We start from the raw sequence: 17,627 nt of genomic DNA, 5'->3' as shown, positions 1-17,627 counted from the left end.
AGCGCAATTCGGTGGCGTTGACCGGGTAGGTGGATCTCGGTGTCGCGGTGTGGACGACACTCGCATTCCGTGCCAAGTTCGCCGGGATGTCGTGCCAGGACGGTCTGCGGAAGCCGGGCGGTCGACTGGCCGGAAGGCTGGTCCCGCCTGCCGATTTCGGTCATTCGGCGGGCGTGACGGGAGCTCTCCGATGGTTTGCTTGATCATTGCGATACCCGTGTCGGCGGCCTAACCTCGAGTTCGTTGGCTCCCTTGCTATTTCGCCGTTGACGGTCACGGCATTCCGCATCGTGTGCTCCCTTCCTTCCGGGTGGTCAACGGACTCTTCAATGATCTTCGGCGCGCATCATCGCCCACCTCGACGACGAAGGACTACCGAGACATGCTGTGGGAAGCACTGCTGTGGGTAATCGTGGCCGCGGGACTGGCCGGGACCGCCGCCTACTTGTTGCGCAGGCGCGGCAAGGGCCGCGACGGCGAGTCGACCAACGAGTCGGTGGGACAGGTGTTCACCCTCGTCGGCGGACTGCAGGTGGTGCTGGCGTCGTTCCTGCTCATCGGCATGCTCGACACCAACGCGGGCGCGGCCAAGGCCGCGTCGGAAGAAGCAGACCAATTGCTCGCCCTGCAGTGGGCGGGTGACGCGTTGCCGGAACCGGCCCGCAGCACCATCACCAGTGCTGTCCACGCCTACACCGGCGAGGTGATCGAGGTCGAATGGCCCGCCATGACCTCCGGTTCGGAAGTCGACAACACAGCGTGGAACCAACTGTCGGCGGTGCGCACCGCCATTGCCGCCAGCCCGGCCACCGACGAATGGCAGCGTTCGCGCCAGATCGCGGCGGCCGATCGACTGTGGGAGGTCTACGAGGCCAGGCAGGTCAGGGTCGAGGCCGCGGGCAGCGCGTTGTCGCCGATGATGTGGGTGGCCCTGGCGCTCGGCGCGATCCTTTCGGTGGGTTTGTCGCTGCTGTTCGCAGGCACCAGCGCGCGCGTTCATGTCCTGGTGGTGGCCAGTTTCGCGGCGTTGGTGACCTTCATGATCTTCACCATCTTCGAATTGCAGAACCCCTACGGCCGGGCGGCCGCGGTCACCCCGGCGGCGTTCGACGCAGTGCTGGCGCAACTGACATGAAAAGGCCGGTGCGAATGGGTTTCTGGGCGACTCTGCTGGCGGGGGCGGGCCTGTTCGTACCCGGGTCGGTCGGTGCTGTTCCCGGTGGGTTCGCCGTGCCGGGTGGGCCGTCGACTACGGCACCCGCGGAGCCCCCGGGTACGCCTCGCGTGCAGCCAGGCATCACGACCGGACAGGTGGCGCCGAACGAGGCTCCTCGATCGGTGCCTCGGTTCGAGGAACCGGAAGGCCCTGGCGCCGTGGATCCGTTCGCGGAACCTCGGCTTCCGGGCCAGGGCGAACGGCGCATTCGACCGGAGATCGTCACGCCGACAAGAACATTCGAGAAGCCGGTGGTTCCTCGCTTCGAGGTGCCGGAGATTCCCGTTCCTGATCGCTCGTACGAGGGCCCGGCTGATCCAGTGCCGGTTCCGCCCCTCGGGGGTTTGGAATTGCCCGCCCCGGCCCGCCCGTTCGGCGGGCCGGAGGCGCCTGTTCCGGTGCCACCGCTGCCGCTCCCGTTGCCTGCTCCGGCACCACCGCCGCTGCCGTTGCCAGTTCCAGCGCCTCCGCCCGCGCTCGCGCCGCCGAAGCCGCTGCCTGCGCCGAAGCCGCTGCCCCCTGCCCCGGCGCCGCCGTCGGTGACACCGCCCACCCCCGAACCATCACCTGCTCGAGAACCACCACCGTCACCGCCGAGCGTGCCGACAAGCGCTGCACCGACCCCCTTTCCGTTACCCGCAGCACCTTCCGTGAGTCCGCCCGCCCCGGTCCTCACACCGGCGAAATTTGTTCCGCCACCCGAGAAGGAACCGGAGGCGGTGGTCGCCCAACCGGTGGTGGTCGAACAGCGGCGCTGGGCGCTCACTGCCCTACTGATGGTCATCGGGAGTGCGGGTGCGGCAAGGGCGGCGACCAGACGCTCATGAGCCGTGGCAGGTCTGCGCTTGCCCCGGGTTCGCGAATGCGCGTCCAGTTGATCCGCTATGTCCAGAGCAACCGGGTGGCACTTTCTTCCGGGTACCGGACAAATGCGTGCACGCATACCCTGAAATCGGGGTTGGTCTATGAATTCGATTGTTGTGCAACATGATTCAGGTCAATTTCCTCCGTGGATGACTCGCTGTCCAGTATCATCGTTAGTGCAGCAATCAATAGCCGGGGACTAGCTGATTCGTTTGCCCCCCGTGGTGTGTCATCTCGTTTCTCCCATGTCTCTCGAAGCAGGAAGAACCCCATGACCGAACTGGCTGAACCTTTCTCCGGAACCATCGGCGTCGCGCAGCTGAGCCTCAGCACTGTGGCCGCGCGCAATCTGGCGACCACCACCAAATCCGTGCCACAGATGCAGGGCATCACCTCGCGGTGGCTGCTGAAACTGCTGCCCTGGGTGCAGGCCGACGGCGGTGTGTACCGCGTCAACCGCCGCCTCACCTACACCGTCGGCGACGGCTTGATCACCTGCTACGACACCGCGGGTCAGGCGCGGGTGCTCGCTCCCGATCTACGTGAACTGCGCTACCTGCGTGCCTACACCGATGACGCTGCCCTGCAGGCGGTCGCGGATTCCTTCGTCGAACGGCAGTACGCGCCCGGCGACATCATCGCCGAAGCCGGTCAGCCGGCCGAGGAACTCGTGGTGCTCGTCCACGGCAAGGCCGACAAGCTCGGCACCGGTGCCTACGGCGAGTCGACCGTTCTCGAGATCATGACCGACGGCCGGTTCATCGGGGAACGGATTCTCGGTGCCGACGCGCAGCCGTGGGACTTCACGGTCAAAGCTGTCACCGCGTGTACCTGTCTGGTCCTCACCGACCGCGCTCTGGCCGAGGTCAGCGCACGGATCGAAGGACTGCGTGAGCATGTGCGGGCGGCACAGCTCGACGATGCCGTCGCCGATGAGCGGGCCAACCCCCACGGCGAGAGTTCGATCGAGCTCGCCTCCGGTCACGAGGGTGAGCAGCAGCTGCAGGGCACGTTCGTCGACTACGAACTGTCGCCGCGGGAATACGAATTGAGCATCGCGCAGACCGTGCTGCGGGTCCACAGCCGGGTCGCCGACCTCTACAACAAGCCGATGGACCAGATCGAACAGCAGCTGCGGCTGACCATCGAGGCCCTGCGCGAGCGCCAGGAAGACGAGATGGTCAACAACCGCGACTTCGGTCTGCTGCACAACGCGGCACCACGTCAGCGGATCAGTACCCGCACCGGTCCGCCGACACCGGACGACCTGGACGAATTGCTCGCCCTGGTCTGGAAGGAACCCGCGTTCTTCCTGGCCAATCCGAAGGCTATCGCCGCCTTCGGCGCCGAATGCAGCCGCCGCGGCATCTACCCGACGAGCACCGAGCTGAACGGGCATCGGGTGCCGTCGTGGCGCGGAATACCGATCCTGCCGTGCAACAAGATCGGCACTTCGGCCAGCCGCACCACCTCGATCATGCTGATGCGCACCGGCGAAGCGGCCCAGGGCGTGATCGGCCTGCGCCAGACCGGGATTCCCGATGAGTACGAGCCCGGATTGAACGTGCGCTTCATGGGCATCGACGACAAAGCGATCATCTCCTACCTGGTCAGCACCTACTACTCGGGTGCGGTGCTGGTGCCCGATGCCCTCGCGATCCTCGAGAACGTGCAGCTCGGCGCCGAGGGCTGACATCGTGCAGCCCTTCGAGCTGCCCGAGTTCTACGTCGCTCACCCCGCGCGGCTGAACGCGCACGTGGAACAAGCACGGGCACATACCAAACAGTGGGCCTACGAGATGGGGATGCTCGGCGATACCGTCGGTGGCGACGTGGTGTGGGACGAGGCGAGTTTCGACGGCATGGACTATGCCGGCCTGTGCGCCTACACCCATCCGGAAGCTGACGCACCGGTCCTCGACACCGTCACCGACTGGTACACCTGGGTCTTCTACTTCGACGACCACTTCCTCGACGCGTTCAAACGCACCGGCGATATGGACGGCGCACGGCGATATCTCGACCGCCTTGCCACGTTCATGCCACCCGACGGTGCCGCGATGCCCGCACCGACCAACCCCGACGAACGCGGTCTCGCCGACCTCTGGACGCGGACGGTGCCGTCGATGTCGCAGTGCTGGCGCGAACGGTTCCGCGAAAGTACCAGGAACCTGCTGCTCGACTGCGTCTGGGAGATCGGCAATATCAATACCGCCCGGATTCCCAATCCCATCGACTACATCGAGATGCGGCGCAGGGTCGGCGGCGCACCGTGGTCGGCCGATCTGGTGGAGTACGCCCGCGGCATCGAGATTCCCGAAGCCATCGTCGGCACCCGGCCGATGCGCGTGCTCAAGGACACGTTCTCCGACGCGGTGCACCTACGCAACGACATCTTCTCGTATCAGCGCGAGACCGAGGAAGAAGGCGAGGTGAACAACGGAGTCCTGGTGGTAGAGCGGTTCTTCGACTGTTCGCCACAGCAGGCCGCCGATATCGTCAACGACCAGCTCACTTCGCGGATCCACCAGTTCGAGAACACCGTGCTCACCGAGCTGCCCCTCCTGTTCGACGAGCACAAGCTGGACGCGGTGCAGTGCGCGGCGGCGCTGTCGTACGCACACGGCTTGCAGGACTGGCAGTCGGGTGGCCACGAATGGCACCTACGGTCCAATCGGTACATGAACGGCTCCGCGACGACGGGACCGATGTCGTTCGGTCCCGCCGGCATCGGCACCGAACTGGCCAGATCCGGGTTCTGGAAGGGACTCGCCGGGCCGGGCGGTGCGCGCAGTCACTCGCAGATTCCGTTGCGCCGCACCGGGCAATTGCCGCTGCCGGACTTCGACGTGCCGTTCGAACTGAGTCTGTCGCCGCACCTGCCCGTGGCACGCGCGGCCAGTATCGACTGGGCGCAACAAGTCGGATTCCACGACCCGCTTCCGGAGCTCGGTGGGCGGCGGTTGTGGGCTCGCGAGGATACGGTCGGGTTCGATTTCGCCCTGTGCTCAGCCGGTTTGGATCCCGACGCCGATGTCGACGCGCTGACGCTGTCGGCCGAATGGCTGACCTGGGGGACTTGGGGTGACGACTATTTTCCTACCGTCTTCCCACCCACCCAGGGTGCCGCCGCGATGGTCGCGGCGAAAGCCTGCAACGCCCGACTGTCGACGTTCATGCCCTTGGACCTGAAACCCGTCGGCACACCGGTCAATCCGTTGGAACGATCGTTGGTCGACCTGTGGTCGCGCACCGCGCGGCCGATGTCGCCGACTGCCCGGCGCACCTTCCGGCAGGCGGTGGAATCCATGACCGAGAGCTGGTTGTGGGAGCTGGCCAACCACATCCAACATCGAGTCCCCGACCCGGTCGACTACCTGGAGATGCGCCGTCGCACCTTCGGCTCGGATCTGACGATCGCGCTGTCGAAGATCGCCCGCGGCGGCGTGATCCCCGACGCGGTGTTCGAGTCCACCACCATGCGCGGCATCGAACACGCCGCCCAGGACTACGGCTGTTTGATCAACGACTTCTTCTCCTATCAGAAGGAAATCGAGTACGAAGCCGAGTTGCACAACGCGATCCTGGTGGTCGAGTCGTTCTTCGATTGTGACCGCGACATCGCCGCCAGGGTCGTCGACGACCTGATGCGGGCCAGAATGCGACAGTTCCAGCGACTCGTCGATGACGAATTGCCCGTCCTGTTCGAACACCACCGGCTCGACGACACCGCTCGCGCGGCGCTGACCAGCTACATCGACGAACTACGTGATTGGATCGCGGGCATCCTGCACTGGCATCGCGGCACCAGCCGCTACCGCCCGGAGAACCTGCGCTACCCGGTCGGCAGCCAACCGCGAACGACCGACCGCCCGGTCCACACCTGGGGACCCACGGGTATCGGCACCGCCGCCGCCCGCATCCGTCCTCGCGTCGCCACCTATGCCACCTCGCCGGGAAGGACTTCCTCGTGACCAGCACCGCCCAGAACCCACCGACCGCGTTCGGTGTCGCCGCCGCCCGCACACTGGCGACCACCACCAAATCTGTTCCGCAGATGCAAGGAATCACGCCCCGCTGGCTGCTGCGCATGCTGCCCTGGGTCGAGGTCGACGGCGGAACCTACCGGGTCAACCGGCGCCTGACCTACACCGTCGGGGACGGATTCGTCACCTGCACGCTGGCCAACGGCCGGTATCAGGTGATCCCGGCCGAACTGCGCGAATTGCGGGCGCTGCGCGATTTCGACGACGACGACACCTTGGTCGAGCTCGCCCGCCTGTTCAGCCAGCAGGAGTTCGCGGCGGGGGAGACGATCTGCGAGTTCGGCAACGAAATCGATGCGGCCTATGTGCTCGCCCACGGCCGGGTCGTGCTGACCGGCCCCGGCGAATACGGTCAGCAAGTACAGCTCGACGTGCTCGACGACGGCAGCCACCTCGGTGCCGCCACCCTCCTCGGCGGGCAGGCCATCTGGGAATACACGGCTACCGCGAATACCGCCTGCACGGTACTGGCGTTGCCGCGTGCCGTGTTCGACGCCGTGTGTGCCCGTGAACCCCGTCTCGCCGCCCACGTCGCCGATCTCGGGGCCGCGGTCGCCGCGGAGCGAACCGGTGCCGACAAATACGGTCAGGCGGCGATCGGACTGCTGTCGGGCCAGCAGGGTGAGCCGACCTTGCCCGGGACCTATGTCGACTATGACCAGCGACCACGCGAACTCGAGCTCAGCATCGCGCAACTGCTGCTGCGCGTGCACACCCGGGTCACCGACCTCTACAACAAGCCGATGAACCAACTCGACCAGCAGTTGCGTCTGTCGATAGCAGCGTTGCGGGAACGTCAGGAACGCGACCTGCTGACCCATCACGACTACGGCCTGCTGCGCAACGTCGACCCGAGTCAGCGGCTGTGTTCGGCCACCGGCCGCCCGACACCCGATGATCTCGATCGCTTGCTGGCGCGCCGTCGTAAGACCGCGTTCTTCCTCGCCCACCCCCGCGTGATCGCCCAGTTCGGCGCCGAATGCACGGCCCGAGGCGTGTATCCGGATCCCACCGAGATCGAGGGAAAACGGGTGCACGCGTGGCGTAATGTGCCGCTTCTGCCCTCGGACAAGATCCCGATCTCGCCGAGTGGAACCAGCACGATCCTGGCAATGCGGGTGGGCGAATCGGACGACGGCGTGATCGGCCTGCGCCAGACCGGTCTGCCCGACGAAGTCGAGCCAGGCATCAACGTCCGCTTCTCCGGTATCGATGACCGGGCGATCGCCTCCTACCTCATCAGCGCCAATCACGCTGCGGCAGTGCTTGTTCCGGACGCCCTCGGGGCGCTGACCGAAGTGCAGGTGAATCGATGAGCGCTCCGCACTCCGCCACGACACCGATCCCGGTGCCGACACCCGCGACAGCTCCCGCGGTTTCGTCGAGTTCACGCACGGCCGCCGATGTCCTCGAGCAATGTCGTGAGGCCTGCGCCGCCACTTTGCACGCGACCGTGCAGATGATGCCCGCCACGGTTCGTACCATCGTGGGGTACCACTTCGGCTGGTGGGACCCCACCGGCCGGCCGGAGAAGCACGACGGTGGCAAGGCTATTCGCCCGGCGCTCGTGCTGTCGGCCGCCCGATTGACCGGCGGTGAGGTGGCAGATGCCGTCCGCGCGGCCGTCGCGGTCGAACTGGTGCACAACTTTTCGTTGCTCCACGACGATGTGATGGACCGGGACACCACCCGACGGCACCGGCCGACGGCGTGGACCGCTTTCGGGATCGGGCCTGCCATCCTCGCCGGCGATGCGCTGGTCGCCCAGGCGTATTCCCTGCTCGCCGCGGAACCGCACACACCGATCGTCGAAGCGACGAACCTGATGAGCCGCTCGGTGCTGCACCTCGTCGAGGGACAGTGCGCCGACCTGGGATTCGAGCGGCGCACCGATGTCGACGTCGACGAATGTCTCACCATGGTCGACCAGAAGACCGGGGCGTTGTTCGGGTGTTCGGCCGCGCTAGGCGGCCTCTTCGGAAACGCGGACTCCGGTGAGCTCCTGCGTCTGCAAGAGTTCGGCAGGCGCATCGGCCGTGCCTTCCAGCACACCGACGACCTGCTCGGCATCTGGGGCGACCCGCGCGTCACCGGCAAATCGGTGTTCTCCGACCTCCGCAGCCGCAAGAAGTCGTTGCCGGTGGTGTTCGCACTGCACTCGAACACCCCCGAAGCGGGCGCTCTCGCTGACCTCTACCTTCGTGAAAAGCCGCTCGACGACGTCGAATTGGTTCGTGCGGCCGAGCTGGTCGAAGCCGCGGGCGGGCGGGAATGGAGTCGACAGCAGGCCAGGCAACTGTACGGAGAAGCCATGTCGACGATCTCCGAAATCGGGGCCGACGCCGAAGCTCTGGCCGATCTGGACCTGCTCGCGGCGCTGGCCGCGGACCGAGACTGCTGACAGCGCGCGACCCGGTCTCGAGCCATCGCCCGGCCAGGGCCACCGCCCTGGCCGGGCGGGGTGGGTGGTTTCCATCCCCGGGGTATCTATTGGACATTGGTCGAAATCGACAGGATTAGGGGAGAGCAGGACCAATTTCCCAAGGGGGACATCATGTTCAATTCTGTGACTCGGGCCGCCCTCGCTGCGCTGGCCGCCGGGACCACGGCCGCCGGGACGGTCGTTGTGGCTGCCTCCACTGCCGTGGCCGGCCCCGCGGTCGCCTGTCCCTACGACAGGCCGTGCATCGACTCGCTCTCTTCGAACGGGACCACGGTCGACATCGGGTGGAGCGCCTTCGAGGACTATGACCACTACAACTTCCGTTGGGGCAGGCCCGGCGTCGCGGAGACCCAGTACGAGGTGGGTACGGGTAACCGGGGCACCTTCAAGATCAACAACGCTGTTGCGGACACCGTCTACACGGTGAAGGTGCAGGGCTGTGACACGGACTTGCTCGGCTATTCGGACTGCACCGGCTGGCACGAGCGGACGATCTCGACCGCGTCGGCGTCTCCCACTCCGACTCCTCCGCCGGTGGTGCTCGGCCGGGTGATGCACACCGTCATCTACGGGGTGAACCGCGAGGGACAGCTGGTGGAGTACAAGCACATCGGCGCCGCGGACGGCTCGTTCACGTGGGCATGGCAAGAGGGCAAGGTGGTGGGCCACGGCTGGGGTGAGCTGAAGAATCTCTTCTCGGGCGGCGACGGGATCATCTACGGCGTGAACAAGGCCGGGGACCTGGTGGAGTACAAGCACACCGGCGCCAGTGACGGCAGCTTCAACTGGGCGTGGTCGGAGGGTCGCAAAGTCGGGCATGGCTGGGGTGAGCTGAGCAATCTGTTCTCCGGCGGGAACGGGATCATCTACGGCGTGAACAAGGCCGGGGATCTCGTGGAGTACAAGCACACCGGCACCGCCGACGGCAGCTTCAACTGGGCGTGGCCCGAGGGTCGCAAGGTGGGCAACGGCTGGGGTGAGCTGAAAAATCTCTTCTCGGGCGGCGACGGAATCATCTACGGCGTGAACAAGACTGGGGACCTGGTGGAGTACAAGCACACCGGCGCCAGTGACGGCAGCTTCAACTGGGCGTGGCCCGAAGGTCGCAAGGTAGGCAACGGCTGGGGTGAGCTGAGCAACCTGTTCTCGGGCGGGAACGGGATCATCTACGGCGTGAACAAAGCCGGGGATCTCGTGGAGTACAAGCACACCGGCACCGCCGACGGCAGCTTCAACTGGGCCTGGCCCGAAGGTCGCAAAGTCGGGCACGGCTGGGGTGAGCTGAACAATCTCTTCTCGGGCAACTAGGACTCGGAGTCGGTCAGGAGCGAGCGGGTCCAGGCGTCGATGATCCAGTCTCGGAAGCGCTCTGGCGTCCAACGGCGTTCGCCGACAAGCAGTACCCAGTATTCGGTCGCGTTCATACTCCAGAGGATGTCGGCTACCTCGTCGTCGGACAGGTCCTCGCGCAACTGGCCCGTACTGCGCAGGTCAGCCGCGAACTGACGCATATTGTTGGCACGCCGATCGCCGATCTCAGCCCATACGCGGGCGCAGGAAGTGTCGGTGGTCGCGGCATCGCGCAGGGCCAGAAAGATCGGCGCGAGCCGTTGCTGGATCGCGGCCAGCGCGTGGCCGTAGATCGCGATCTTGTCTTCGGCCCGCGTCGCCTCCCCGATCGCACGAACGTAGTCCCGCTGCTTGGCCGGAACCGCTTGGTCCGTGCCGGAGAGGGCGGTCTCGACGAGTTCGCGGAGCAGCACCGGCTTGCGACCGATGGATGCGTAGACGGTGTCGACGGAAACACCGGCGTCCGTGGCGATCTCGCTCACGGTCGTGGCGGCGTACCCGTTCTGAACAAACAAGCGCCGTGCGGCGTCGAGGATCGCACGGCGCGTATCCGCCGCCTGCGCGGCGCGCCGCGGGGCGTTGTATCGACGCTTGCCGACCTTGACGTTGTCGTCCATAGCGGCCTATCCTACCCAGTATTGGTCCGAATCCGACTCGGATCAATTCAGAAGGGATACGGCCGTGGTCTACGCCTACATTCAAGACGTTCCTATCGGCGAGGAGCTCTACCGCCGGATCATCGAAGAGCTCGGCCCGGAGCCGCTCGACGGCTCGCTACTGCACCTGTGCGTGCGCCGCGCCGATGGCGGGCTGCGCTACATCGACGTGTGGGAATCCGAGGCGCACTGTGCTCGCGCCTTCGACGAACGCATCCATCCCGCCGTCGACACCGCCTTCGCCGGTCACCGCCCGGGCGAGCCAGTGGTAGAGCACCTCGATGTGGTGCACGCGACCGGCACGCTCATCGACCAGAGCATGTGATGAGCCGCTCCAGCGATGCGTGGCGATGGTTCGTGGTCTGTGCGGCACTTGGCCTGTCGGTCGCGTGCGGAAGTACCTCGGACACCTCGACGGTGGCAGCGTCGTCTACTACGAGTACGCAGCCGACCGGCGACCCGTGCGGCGAGGTCGACCAGATCAGGAACGCTGTTTCCGAGTTCGACGTCACCCGAGTCTCGATAATCGGCCAGTGCACCACCGTCAACATCGAGACGAACCTGACCGACGACTCATCCAGTCTTGAGACTGCACACGAAATCTGTACTGCGGCAGCGACTGTCGCCTACGCGAATGACGTCAACAGTGTCTCCGTTGTCGCCGCCGACGGGTCCGAACTCGCGGTCGGTATCAAAGGAGCACGCTGCATCGGAGATTGATCAGCTCGTCGAACAGGTAAATCTGTCTGGCGATCAGGTCGCGGACTGGGCGCTGTCGTCGGTGCGGCCGCGACGGCTTCCGGTGTAGGCGCTTTCGCGTAGCCGGTTCACCAAGTGGGGAATCAAGGTGACGTCGGCGGGACGGTTGAGGATCGGATCGAAGAAGTCGGTGCGGTGTTCGCCCGGCTCGGCGCGCCGCAGGTCGAGTTCGCCGACGGTGACGGGAGGGCGGCCGATTCCATCGGCGATGAGCGAGAACCGGATCACCCGGTCGTCGAGGTGGTCGTCGAGGGTCTGCAGGGACGCCGTATTCGGCAGGTCGTCGGCATCGAGCGGTTCGGCGAACAGCCAGACCGGTGTGGCGTCGGCGAATCGGTAGGGCAGGAGCGTGCCGAAACGGGCGGTGGCCCAGGCGCGGGCGGGGGTGATGACGAACCGGCCCAGCGTGCTGCGACCGGTGGTCGCCAGCGCGAAGTCCCAGGGGTGCTCGTCGCGATCGAGCACCCGAAAGGCCAACCCGAGTACATCGGGCACAGGGCCCGGGCTTCCGATTCCTTTCGACAGCCGGGCGATGACCGCGCGGTCGCCCTGACCGAACCAGGGCACGTAGTCGCTGGTGGCCCGGAATCGGCCCGCGAGGCGGATGCCGCGTGGGTGGAACACCCGTGCGTGGCGCAACCGCGCCCCGGTCTGGAAGGCGGTACGGATAGCGGTGTCGGGTAGCTCGGTGATTCGGCGCGTATCGATCATCGGTGCTGGTCTCCAGTCGCAGTCGTAGTGCCTGGTTGCCTGCCGCATGCCCGTTGGTGAGCTCGGTAAACGCCGGAACTTCGCGCAAATATATTCGGAGTCGATTGCCCTCGCCTTCACCTACGGCAGGGATGAATTCGTCTCCCGGAGAAAGGCTTCCACTGAATAGGACGAACGCGCGGTCACCGAACGCATGGCTGCTATCGTTTCGTTCGACCGGTGGTTGCCGCGATTTTGCTCGGTGTCCGAGGTGTCGGCGTCGCATTATCCGAGCAGATTATGATCGCACTGATCGAGTAACTGGTGGCGCGGTCGGCATCGATTCGATAATGCCGACAACTAGCAGCAGGGTCGAGTTGTTAGTCTGCCCTGATGACGAGTGTGCAACGGCGCGACTCGGGCGGTTCGCTTCCGGTATCGACCCGAACCCTGGTGGTTGCCTGTGCTCGCGAGGTGTTCGCCGAACTGGGCTATGACGCACCGTTGAGCCGAGTGGCGAGTCGAGCCGGTCTCACGCTCGAGGCGTTGCACAGTGAGTTCCCGGACCACGAGAGCATCGCGCTGGCCGTGTTCGCCGAGAACATTGCCTATCTGGAAGGCCTTGCCGACGACCCGGACGCCTCCCTGCGCACCCTGCTCGAGGTCATCGTCGATCAGATCAGCGCGTCGATGGACTTCATCCATTTGGTCGACCCGGGGTCCTTGGCGGATCCTCGGCTGACCGAGACGAACCGCAGTATCGGCCGAATGCTGGCCAACAAGCTCGAGCAACCCGCTGCGATGCGCGACGTGCGCCGAGACCTCACCGTCGAGGATGTGATGCTGGCATTGGAGATGTTGTCGGCGTTACTGGGACAGACGGAACCCGCGGCGCGCCCGGCCGTGGCCGGGCAGGCCTGGAAGCTGCTGATGTCCGGCATGCACGCCTGATCGCCACTACTCCAGCAGGTGGATCGGTTCGCCGCCCACAATCGTCGCTGCCACGACAGCGTCCGCTATCGACGTTGTCGTGAGGTCGTGCGGTCCTGTCGTCAACAGTGCAAGATCAGCGAGTTCGCCCGGCCTGATCGTTCGGCGCAGGGTCGGCCGGTCCGCATGGCCGAGGCACAACCTGACCGCATCAGGAAGCGAGACGGCCTCCGACTCCGCGTGGCCGGTGGTGCGCGCCACGGCCGCGGCCACCATGCGCCACGGGTCGGCTGACCCGAACGGTGCGTCGGTTCCCGCGGCGACACCTACGCCGGCGCGAAGCAGCGAGCCCACCCGCCAGAGGTCGGGCTTGTCCTGCGATGCCACGTCGGTCTCGTATTGCTCACCGCGTTCGTGGGGGAAATGCGGTTGCGTGACGACCGGTACCCGGTGGTGGCGTAGCCACCCCATGATGTCGGCGGGAATGATCGCCCCGTGCTCGATCCGGTCGCCTCGACAGGTGCCCGCGGCATCGAGGGCTGCGATGGTGAGAACCAGTTGCACCCTGGTCACGCAGTGCACCGCGACCGGACGATGCGCTGCGTGGGCAGTCCTGATCTGTGCTGTGAAGGTGTCGAGGTCGGGCAGTGTCTCGTCGTCCAGCAGGATCTTGTTCGGGCCGAGCGAGAACCGGTCGATCTCAGGATCGGCGACCTCCGGTAATGCCATACAGTGCAGTCGCTGGCGGATCTTTCCGCTGGACACGGCGTCGGCATATCCCTGGACGTCCGGTATGCGCAGACCCGGCGTGGCATCGGTGAACCCGGTGATGCCACGCCGGGCTGCGGCGATGCCGACCGCGGTGAGATCTACCGGGGGCGAACTGATCTGGGCACCGAGCCAGGAATCCATCCGCCACAGTCGCCCGGTCGGGCGTCCTGCGGCATCCCGTTCCACCCCCGGCTCGGTGCACCCATCGAGGTCGACCACGGCACAGGCGGCGGAGTTCAGCATCCACAACGCACCGGAGCGATGCTGAATACGCACCGGGCGGGTGCTGACGATCCGGTCGAGCGCGGTGCGGTCGAGGACTCCGGCAACCGACTCGTGGTAGTGCACACCGCGAATCCACGAGTTCGGTGGCAGCGAACGATCTCGGTCGCGAAGCTCGGCGATGAACTCGGTGGCCGTCCGGATATCCGGTGGACCCAGACGCGTAGAGCCGAAGGTCGCGGCGAGTGCGCGCAGGTGGATGTGATGATCGTGCAGGCCCGGGATCAACCATCCGCCCCGCGCATCTATGTCGTCTTCACCGGGGAGCGGCCGAAGTCCGTTGCCGCACTCGGTGATTCGATCCCCGGTCACCCGCACGTCGGTGAAATCCGCGTCGAAAACCTGGGCGCGCCGGATCAGCATGTCGCCACGGTACGCTCAGCAGCACGGTTGCCGACTGCGACAGGGGTTCGGTTCTATGCCGTGAAGAACGCGGCCCACAGCAGAATTGTGCTCACGAGCAGGACCGGTGTGGTGATCCGTGCGACGCGCGCACGGTGATTGCGAGGAAAGGCGAAGGGGACAGTGACCGCGGTGACGAGCGCGGCGGGCACCGACAGCACGGTCGCGACGATGAGTCCGTATCCGTGCGGATCGAAGGCAGGGTCGGTGACGAGGCGGAAGGCGAGCACAACGTAGACGCAGCGCAACCAGATCACCCCGGCGACAGCACCCACGGCACCGGCCGCCAGGGGAGCCGCGGTGACGAGCGCCGCCAGTAGTCCGGCACCGACCGCGCGGACCCGGCCACTCGAATTCTTGTTCATAATTCATCCGCTGCCCGCCCGGCCGACCTGTCGGTCGACCGGGCACGCGACAGGTCAGCGCAAATCGAACCGGTCGTTGTCGACCACCTTGACCCAGGCAGCGACGAAATCGTTCACGAACTTCGCGCCCGCGTCCTTCTGCGCGTACACCTCGGCCACCGAGCGCAGTATCGAGTGCGCGCCGAAGACGAGATCGTTGGCCGTGGCTGTCCATCGCTTCTCGCCGGAACGCCGGTCGACACCGTCGAAGATGTTCTCCGCGGACTCCGACACCTGCCACTGGGTGTTCTGATCGAGCAGATTCACGAAGAAATCGTTCGACAGGACGCCCGGCCGGTCGGTGAACACACCGTGTGCGCTGCCGCCGTGATTGGCGCCGAGCGCGCGCAGGCCGCCGATCAGCACCGTCAGCTGCGGCGCTGTGACATCGAGCATGTACGCGCGGTCGAGCAGGAGACGCTCGAGCGGAGCCTTCTCCCCGGGGCGCACGTAGTTGCGGAACCCGTCGGCCCGCGGTTCGAGCACATCGAAGGTGTCGACGTCGGTGCTGTCCTGCGTGGCGTCGGTGCGCCCTGGCGAGAACGGCACGACGACCTGGTGGCCTGCGTCGGCGGCTGCCTTCTCGACCGCCGCCGAACCGGCCAGGATGATCAGGTCCGCCAGCGACACGGCCTTGCCGCCGGTGGCCGAGGCATTGAAGTCCTGCTGGATCTGCTCGAGGACCGGCAGCACCTTCGCCAGTTCGGCGGGTTCGTTGACATCCCAGCCGCGCTGGGGCTCGAGCCGGATCCGCGCGCCGTTCGCGCCACCGCGTTTGTCGGTGCTGCGGAAGCTCGCCGCCGACGCCCACGCCGTCTTGACCAGTTGCGCGACCGACAAGCCGGATTCGAGGACAGTGTTTTTCAGCGCGGCGATATCCTGCTCGTCGATCAGTGCGTGGTCGGCAGCGGGAACCGGGTCCTGCCACAGCTGCGGCTCCGGAACCCAGGGGCCGAGATAGCGACTGATCGGGCCCATGTCACGGTGCAGGAGCTTGTACCAGGCTTTCGCGAACGCCTCGGCCAGTTCCTCGGGATGGTCGAGCCAGCGGCGGGTGATCTCGGCGTAGACGGGGTCTTCGCGCAGGGCCAGGTCGGTGGTCAGCATCGTCGGGGTGCGGGCGGGACCGTCGAACGGATCAGGGATGAGGCCTTCGCCCGCACCGTCTTTCGGCTTCCACTGCCAGGCACCGGCGGGGCTCTTGGTGAGCTCCCAGTCGAAACCGTAGAGGTTCTGCAGGAAGCCGTTGCTCCACTGGGTCGGCGTGGCGGTCCACACGACCTCCAGGCCGCTGGTGATCGCGTCCCTGCCTTTGCCCGTGCCGTGGCCGCTCTTCCAGCCCAGACCCTGCTGTTGCAGCGGGGCTGCTTCGGGCTCGGGGCCGACCAGGCTCGCGTCGCCCGCGCCGTGGGTCTTGCCGAAGCTGTGACCGCCGACGATCAGGGCGGCGGTCTCCTCGTCGTTCATCGCCATCCGAGCGAAGGTCTCGCGGATATCGTGGGCCGCCGCCACCGGATCGGGCCTGCCGTTCGGCCCTTCCGGGTTCACGTAGATCAGGCCCATCTGGACCGCGCCGAGCGGTCCGGAGAGCTCGCGCTCGCCGCTGTAGCGTTCGTCGCCGAGCCAGGTGTCCTCCGGCCCCCAGAACATCTCCTCGGGCTCCCAGATATCGGGTCGGCCGAAGCCGAAACCGAAGGTCTGGAACCCCATCGACTCGAGCGCGACGTTGCCGGTGAACACGAGCAGGTCGGCCCAGGAGATCTTGTTGCCGTACTTCTGCTTGACCGGCCACAGGAGCCGACGGGCCTTGTCCAGATTGGCATTGTCTGGCCAGCTGTTGAGCGGGGCGAAACGTTGCGCGCCTTGACCGCCGCCGCCGCGACCGTCGGCGATGCGGTAGGTGCCCGCCGCGTGCCAGCTCATCCGGATGAACAGGCCACCGTAGTTGCCGTAGTCGGCAGGCCACCAGTCCTGTGAATCGGTGAGCACGGCGGCGATGTCGGCCTTCAGGGCTTCGACATCGAGCCCGGCGAATTCGGCGGCGTAGTCGAAGTCCTCGCCGAGCGGATTGGACTTGGACGAGTGCGCGTGCAATACCGAGACATCGATCTGTTCCGGCCACCAGTCCTTGTTGGTCCGCGGGCGCTGGTCGGTCTTCGGAGTGGGCGAGGGGATCGCCGGGTTCTCGCTCTCACTGGTGCTGTGCGTATCGGTGTCAGGAGCAGGGGGGCGGCTATCGGAGGTCACGATATTCCTTCCTGGACGGGACTGACGGTCTACGAGCGGCATCGTGTTCGATGGCAGTGTTCCTCGTTTTCCGCCATCGGACAACAACCGTGTCAGGCCTCGCGCCCTGGCGTCAGGTCAGCGACCGAAGTGAAAGCCCACTCGCCGGACGGCGGGGATCAATGCCCGCGAGGATCGGTGAGCGCCAACCCTTCCTTGGCCTTGATACGCCGATGCTCGAGCAGCAGCCAGGCGATCCCGGACCCGGCGAGCGTCACCGCGGCGATGGCGCCGATAGTGGCCCAGCCGGCGAAGCCGTAGCCGGTGGCGGTCAGGCACAGGCCCAACGCGATGACTCCCAGCGCGCACAGGATGATCCCGGGGAAGTTGTAGCCGTCTTCGAGGCCCTCACCTGCGTGACTGCGGGTTGTGCGAGCGTGGTCGGGAAATTCCCCACCGGACGCTTCGGTGTCCTTGTCCAACGGGCCATCGTCCTGTTTCGAGGATTCCATCAGCCTTCCCTCCGGATAGTCGGGTTCGAGTTGGCGTTACCCGATTCGACGGGCCCCAATCGCGGGCGGACGACCG

At 66.1% G+C, this 17,627-nt stretch carries 15 protein-coding genes; 9 read left to right on the top strand and 6 right to left on the bottom strand.

Features of this window, described 5'->3' with window-relative positions; translation table 11 throughout:
- The first annotated feature begins 382 nt into the window (after positions 1-382).
- The 7 genes from ACLJPD_RS27425 (at position 383) to ACLJPD_RS27395 (ending at position 9,877) form a co-directional block, all read left to right on the top strand.
- Entirely contained in the window at positions 383-1,135 is a 753-nt protein-coding gene (locus ACLJPD_RS27425; RefSeq protein WP_410876033.1) for a hypothetical protein, read from the top strand.
- Positions 1,136-1,866: 731 nt separating this feature from the next.
- Positions 1,867-2,043: a hypothetical protein gene (locus ACLJPD_RS27420; protein ID WP_410876032.1), complete on the top strand. Its 177-nt coding sequence runs from the start codon at positions 1,867-1,869 to the stop codon at positions 2,041-2,043.
- Between the two features lie 308 nt (positions 2,044-2,351).
- The gene (locus ACLJPD_RS27415) at positions 2,352-3,773 is read left to right on the top strand and encodes a family 2B encapsulin nanocompartment shell protein (protein ID WP_410876031.1); all 1,422 of its coding nucleotides are present in this window, start codon (positions 2,352-2,354) and stop codon (positions 3,771-3,773) included.
- Between the two features lie 4 nt (positions 3,774-3,777).
- Positions 3,778-6,054: a terpene synthase family protein gene (locus tag ACLJPD_RS27410; protein WP_410876030.1), complete on the top strand. Its 2,277-nt coding sequence runs from the start codon at positions 3,778-3,780 to the stop codon at positions 6,052-6,054.
- A complete protein-coding gene (locus tag ACLJPD_RS27405; RefSeq protein WP_410876029.1) occupies positions 6,051-7,442 on the top strand; it encodes a family 2B encapsulin nanocompartment shell protein in 1,392 nt (463 codons plus the stop codon). Before ACLJPD_RS27410 ends, ACLJPD_RS27405 begins: the two co-directional genes overlap by 4 nt.
- Positions 7,439-8,527 (top strand): family 2 encapsulin nanocompartment cargo protein polyprenyl transferase, encoded by a 1,089-nt coding sequence (locus ACLJPD_RS27400; protein WP_410876028.1) that lies wholly within the window; start codon positions 7,439-7,441, stop codon positions 8,525-8,527. The genes ACLJPD_RS27405 and ACLJPD_RS27400 overlap by 4 nt, the downstream gene beginning before the upstream one ends.
- A gap of 153 nt (positions 8,528-8,680) precedes the next feature.
- A complete protein-coding gene (locus ACLJPD_RS27395) occupies positions 8,681-9,877 on the top strand; it encodes a tachylectin-related carbohydrate-binding protein (RefSeq protein ID WP_410876027.1) in 1,197 nt (398 codons plus the stop codon).
- Here the strand turns inward: ACLJPD_RS27395 and ACLJPD_RS27390 are convergent.
- The gene (locus tag ACLJPD_RS27390; RefSeq protein WP_410876026.1) at positions 9,874-10,536 is read right to left on the bottom strand and encodes a TetR/AcrR family transcriptional regulator; all 663 of its coding nucleotides are present in this window, start codon (positions 10,534-10,536) and stop codon (positions 9,874-9,876) included. The two genes, ACLJPD_RS27395 and ACLJPD_RS27390, sit on opposite strands and share 4 nt — an antisense overlap.
- 64 nt (positions 10,537-10,600) lie before the next feature.
- Here ACLJPD_RS27390 and ACLJPD_RS27385 point away from each other — a divergent pair, with 64 nt between their 5' ends.
- Positions 10,601-10,900, top strand: coding sequence for a hypothetical protein (locus tag ACLJPD_RS27385; protein ID WP_410876025.1), 300 nt, complete (start codon positions 10,601-10,603; stop codon positions 10,898-10,900).
- A 428-nt stretch (positions 10,901-11,328) separates the two neighbouring features.
- Here the strand turns inward: ACLJPD_RS27385 and ACLJPD_RS27380 are convergent, their stop codons facing one another.
- Positions 11,329-12,045 carry a phosphodiesterase gene (locus ACLJPD_RS27380; RefSeq protein WP_410876024.1) on the bottom strand — a complete coding sequence of 239 codons (717 nt, stop codon included), beginning with the start codon at positions 12,043-12,045 and terminating at the stop codon, positions 11,329-11,331.
- Between the two features lie 372 nt (positions 12,046-12,417).
- On the opposite strand from ACLJPD_RS27380, the gene ACLJPD_RS27375 reads away from it, so the two are divergent.
- Positions 12,418-12,975: a TetR/AcrR family transcriptional regulator gene (locus ACLJPD_RS27375; protein ID WP_410876022.1), complete on the top strand. Its 558-nt coding sequence runs from the start codon at positions 12,418-12,420 to the stop codon at positions 12,973-12,975.
- A 6-nt stretch (positions 12,976-12,981) separates the two neighbouring features.
- Here the strand turns inward: ACLJPD_RS27375 and ACLJPD_RS27370 are convergent, their stop codons facing one another.
- From ACLJPD_RS27370 to ACLJPD_RS27355, 4 genes are all read right to left on the bottom strand, one after another.
- Positions 12,982-14,370 (bottom strand): amidohydrolase family protein, encoded by a 1,389-nt coding sequence (locus ACLJPD_RS27370; RefSeq protein WP_410876021.1) that lies wholly within the window; start codon positions 14,368-14,370, stop codon positions 12,982-12,984.
- Between the two features lie 53 nt (positions 14,371-14,423).
- Positions 14,424-14,774 carry a hypothetical protein gene (locus tag ACLJPD_RS27365; RefSeq protein ID WP_410876019.1) on the bottom strand — a complete coding sequence of 117 codons (351 nt, stop codon included), beginning with the start codon at positions 14,772-14,774 and terminating at the stop codon, positions 14,424-14,426.
- A 54-nt stretch (positions 14,775-14,828) separates the two neighbouring features.
- Positions 14,829-17,102 carry a catalase/peroxidase HPI gene (gene katG, locus ACLJPD_RS27360; RefSeq protein WP_410876017.1) on the bottom strand — a complete coding sequence of 758 codons (2,274 nt, stop codon included), beginning with the start codon at positions 17,100-17,102 and terminating at the stop codon, positions 14,829-14,831.
- Between the two features lie 116 nt (positions 17,103-17,218).
- The gene (locus ACLJPD_RS27355) at positions 17,219-17,551 is read right to left on the bottom strand and encodes a hypothetical protein (protein ID WP_410876015.1); all 333 of its coding nucleotides are present in this window, start codon (positions 17,549-17,551) and stop codon (positions 17,219-17,221) included.
- Positions 17,552-17,627 lie beyond the last annotated feature (76 nt).

The sequence above is a fragment of the Nocardia sp. A7 genome (assembly GCF_046549215.1).
Taxonomy (GTDB): domain Bacteria; phylum Actinomycetota; class Actinomycetes; order Mycobacteriales; family Mycobacteriaceae; genus Nocardia.
The sequence above is the reverse complement of the archived record's forward strand: the minus strand, read 5'-3'. Positions and strand labels throughout refer to the sequence as shown.

Coding starts and splice junctions, on each gene's coding strand:
- ACLJPD_RS27425 (WP_410876033.1), top strand. CDS start 383: ATGCTGTGGGAAGCACTGCTGTGGGTAATCGTGGCCGCGGGACTGGCC.
- ACLJPD_RS27415 (WP_410876031.1), top strand. CDS start 2,352: ATGACCGAACTGGCTGAACCTTTCTCCGGAACCATCGGCGTCGCGCAG.
- ACLJPD_RS27400 (WP_410876028.1), top strand. CDS start 7,439: ATGAGCGCTCCGCACTCCGCCACGACACCGATCCCGGTGCCGACACCC.
- ACLJPD_RS27395 (WP_410876027.1), top strand. CDS start 8,681: ATGTTCAATTCTGTGACTCGGGCCGCCCTCGCTGCGCTGGCCGCCGGG.
- ACLJPD_RS27390 (WP_410876026.1), bottom strand. CDS start 10,536: ATGGACGACAACGTCAAGGTCGGCAAGCGTCGATACAACGCCCCGCGG.
- ACLJPD_RS27380 (WP_410876024.1), bottom strand. CDS start 12,045: ATGATCGATACGCGCCGAATCACCGAGCTACCCGACACCGCTATCCGT.
- ACLJPD_RS27375 (WP_410876022.1), top strand. CDS start 12,418: ATGACGAGTGTGCAACGGCGCGACTCGGGCGGTTCGCTTCCGGTATCG.
- ACLJPD_RS27370 (WP_410876021.1), bottom strand. CDS start 14,370: ATGCTGATCCGGCGCGCCCAGGTTTTCGACGCGGATTTCACCGACGTG.
- ACLJPD_RS27365 (WP_410876019.1), bottom strand. CDS start 14,774: ATGAACAAGAATTCGAGTGGCCGGGTCCGCGCGGTCGGTGCCGGACTA.
- katG (WP_410876017.1), bottom strand. CDS start 17,102: ATGCCGCTCGTAGACCGTCAGTCCCGTCCAGGAAGGAATATCGTGACC.
- ACLJPD_RS27355 (WP_410876015.1), bottom strand. CDS start 17,551: ATGGAATCCTCGAAACAGGACGATGGCCCGTTGGACAAGGACACCGAA.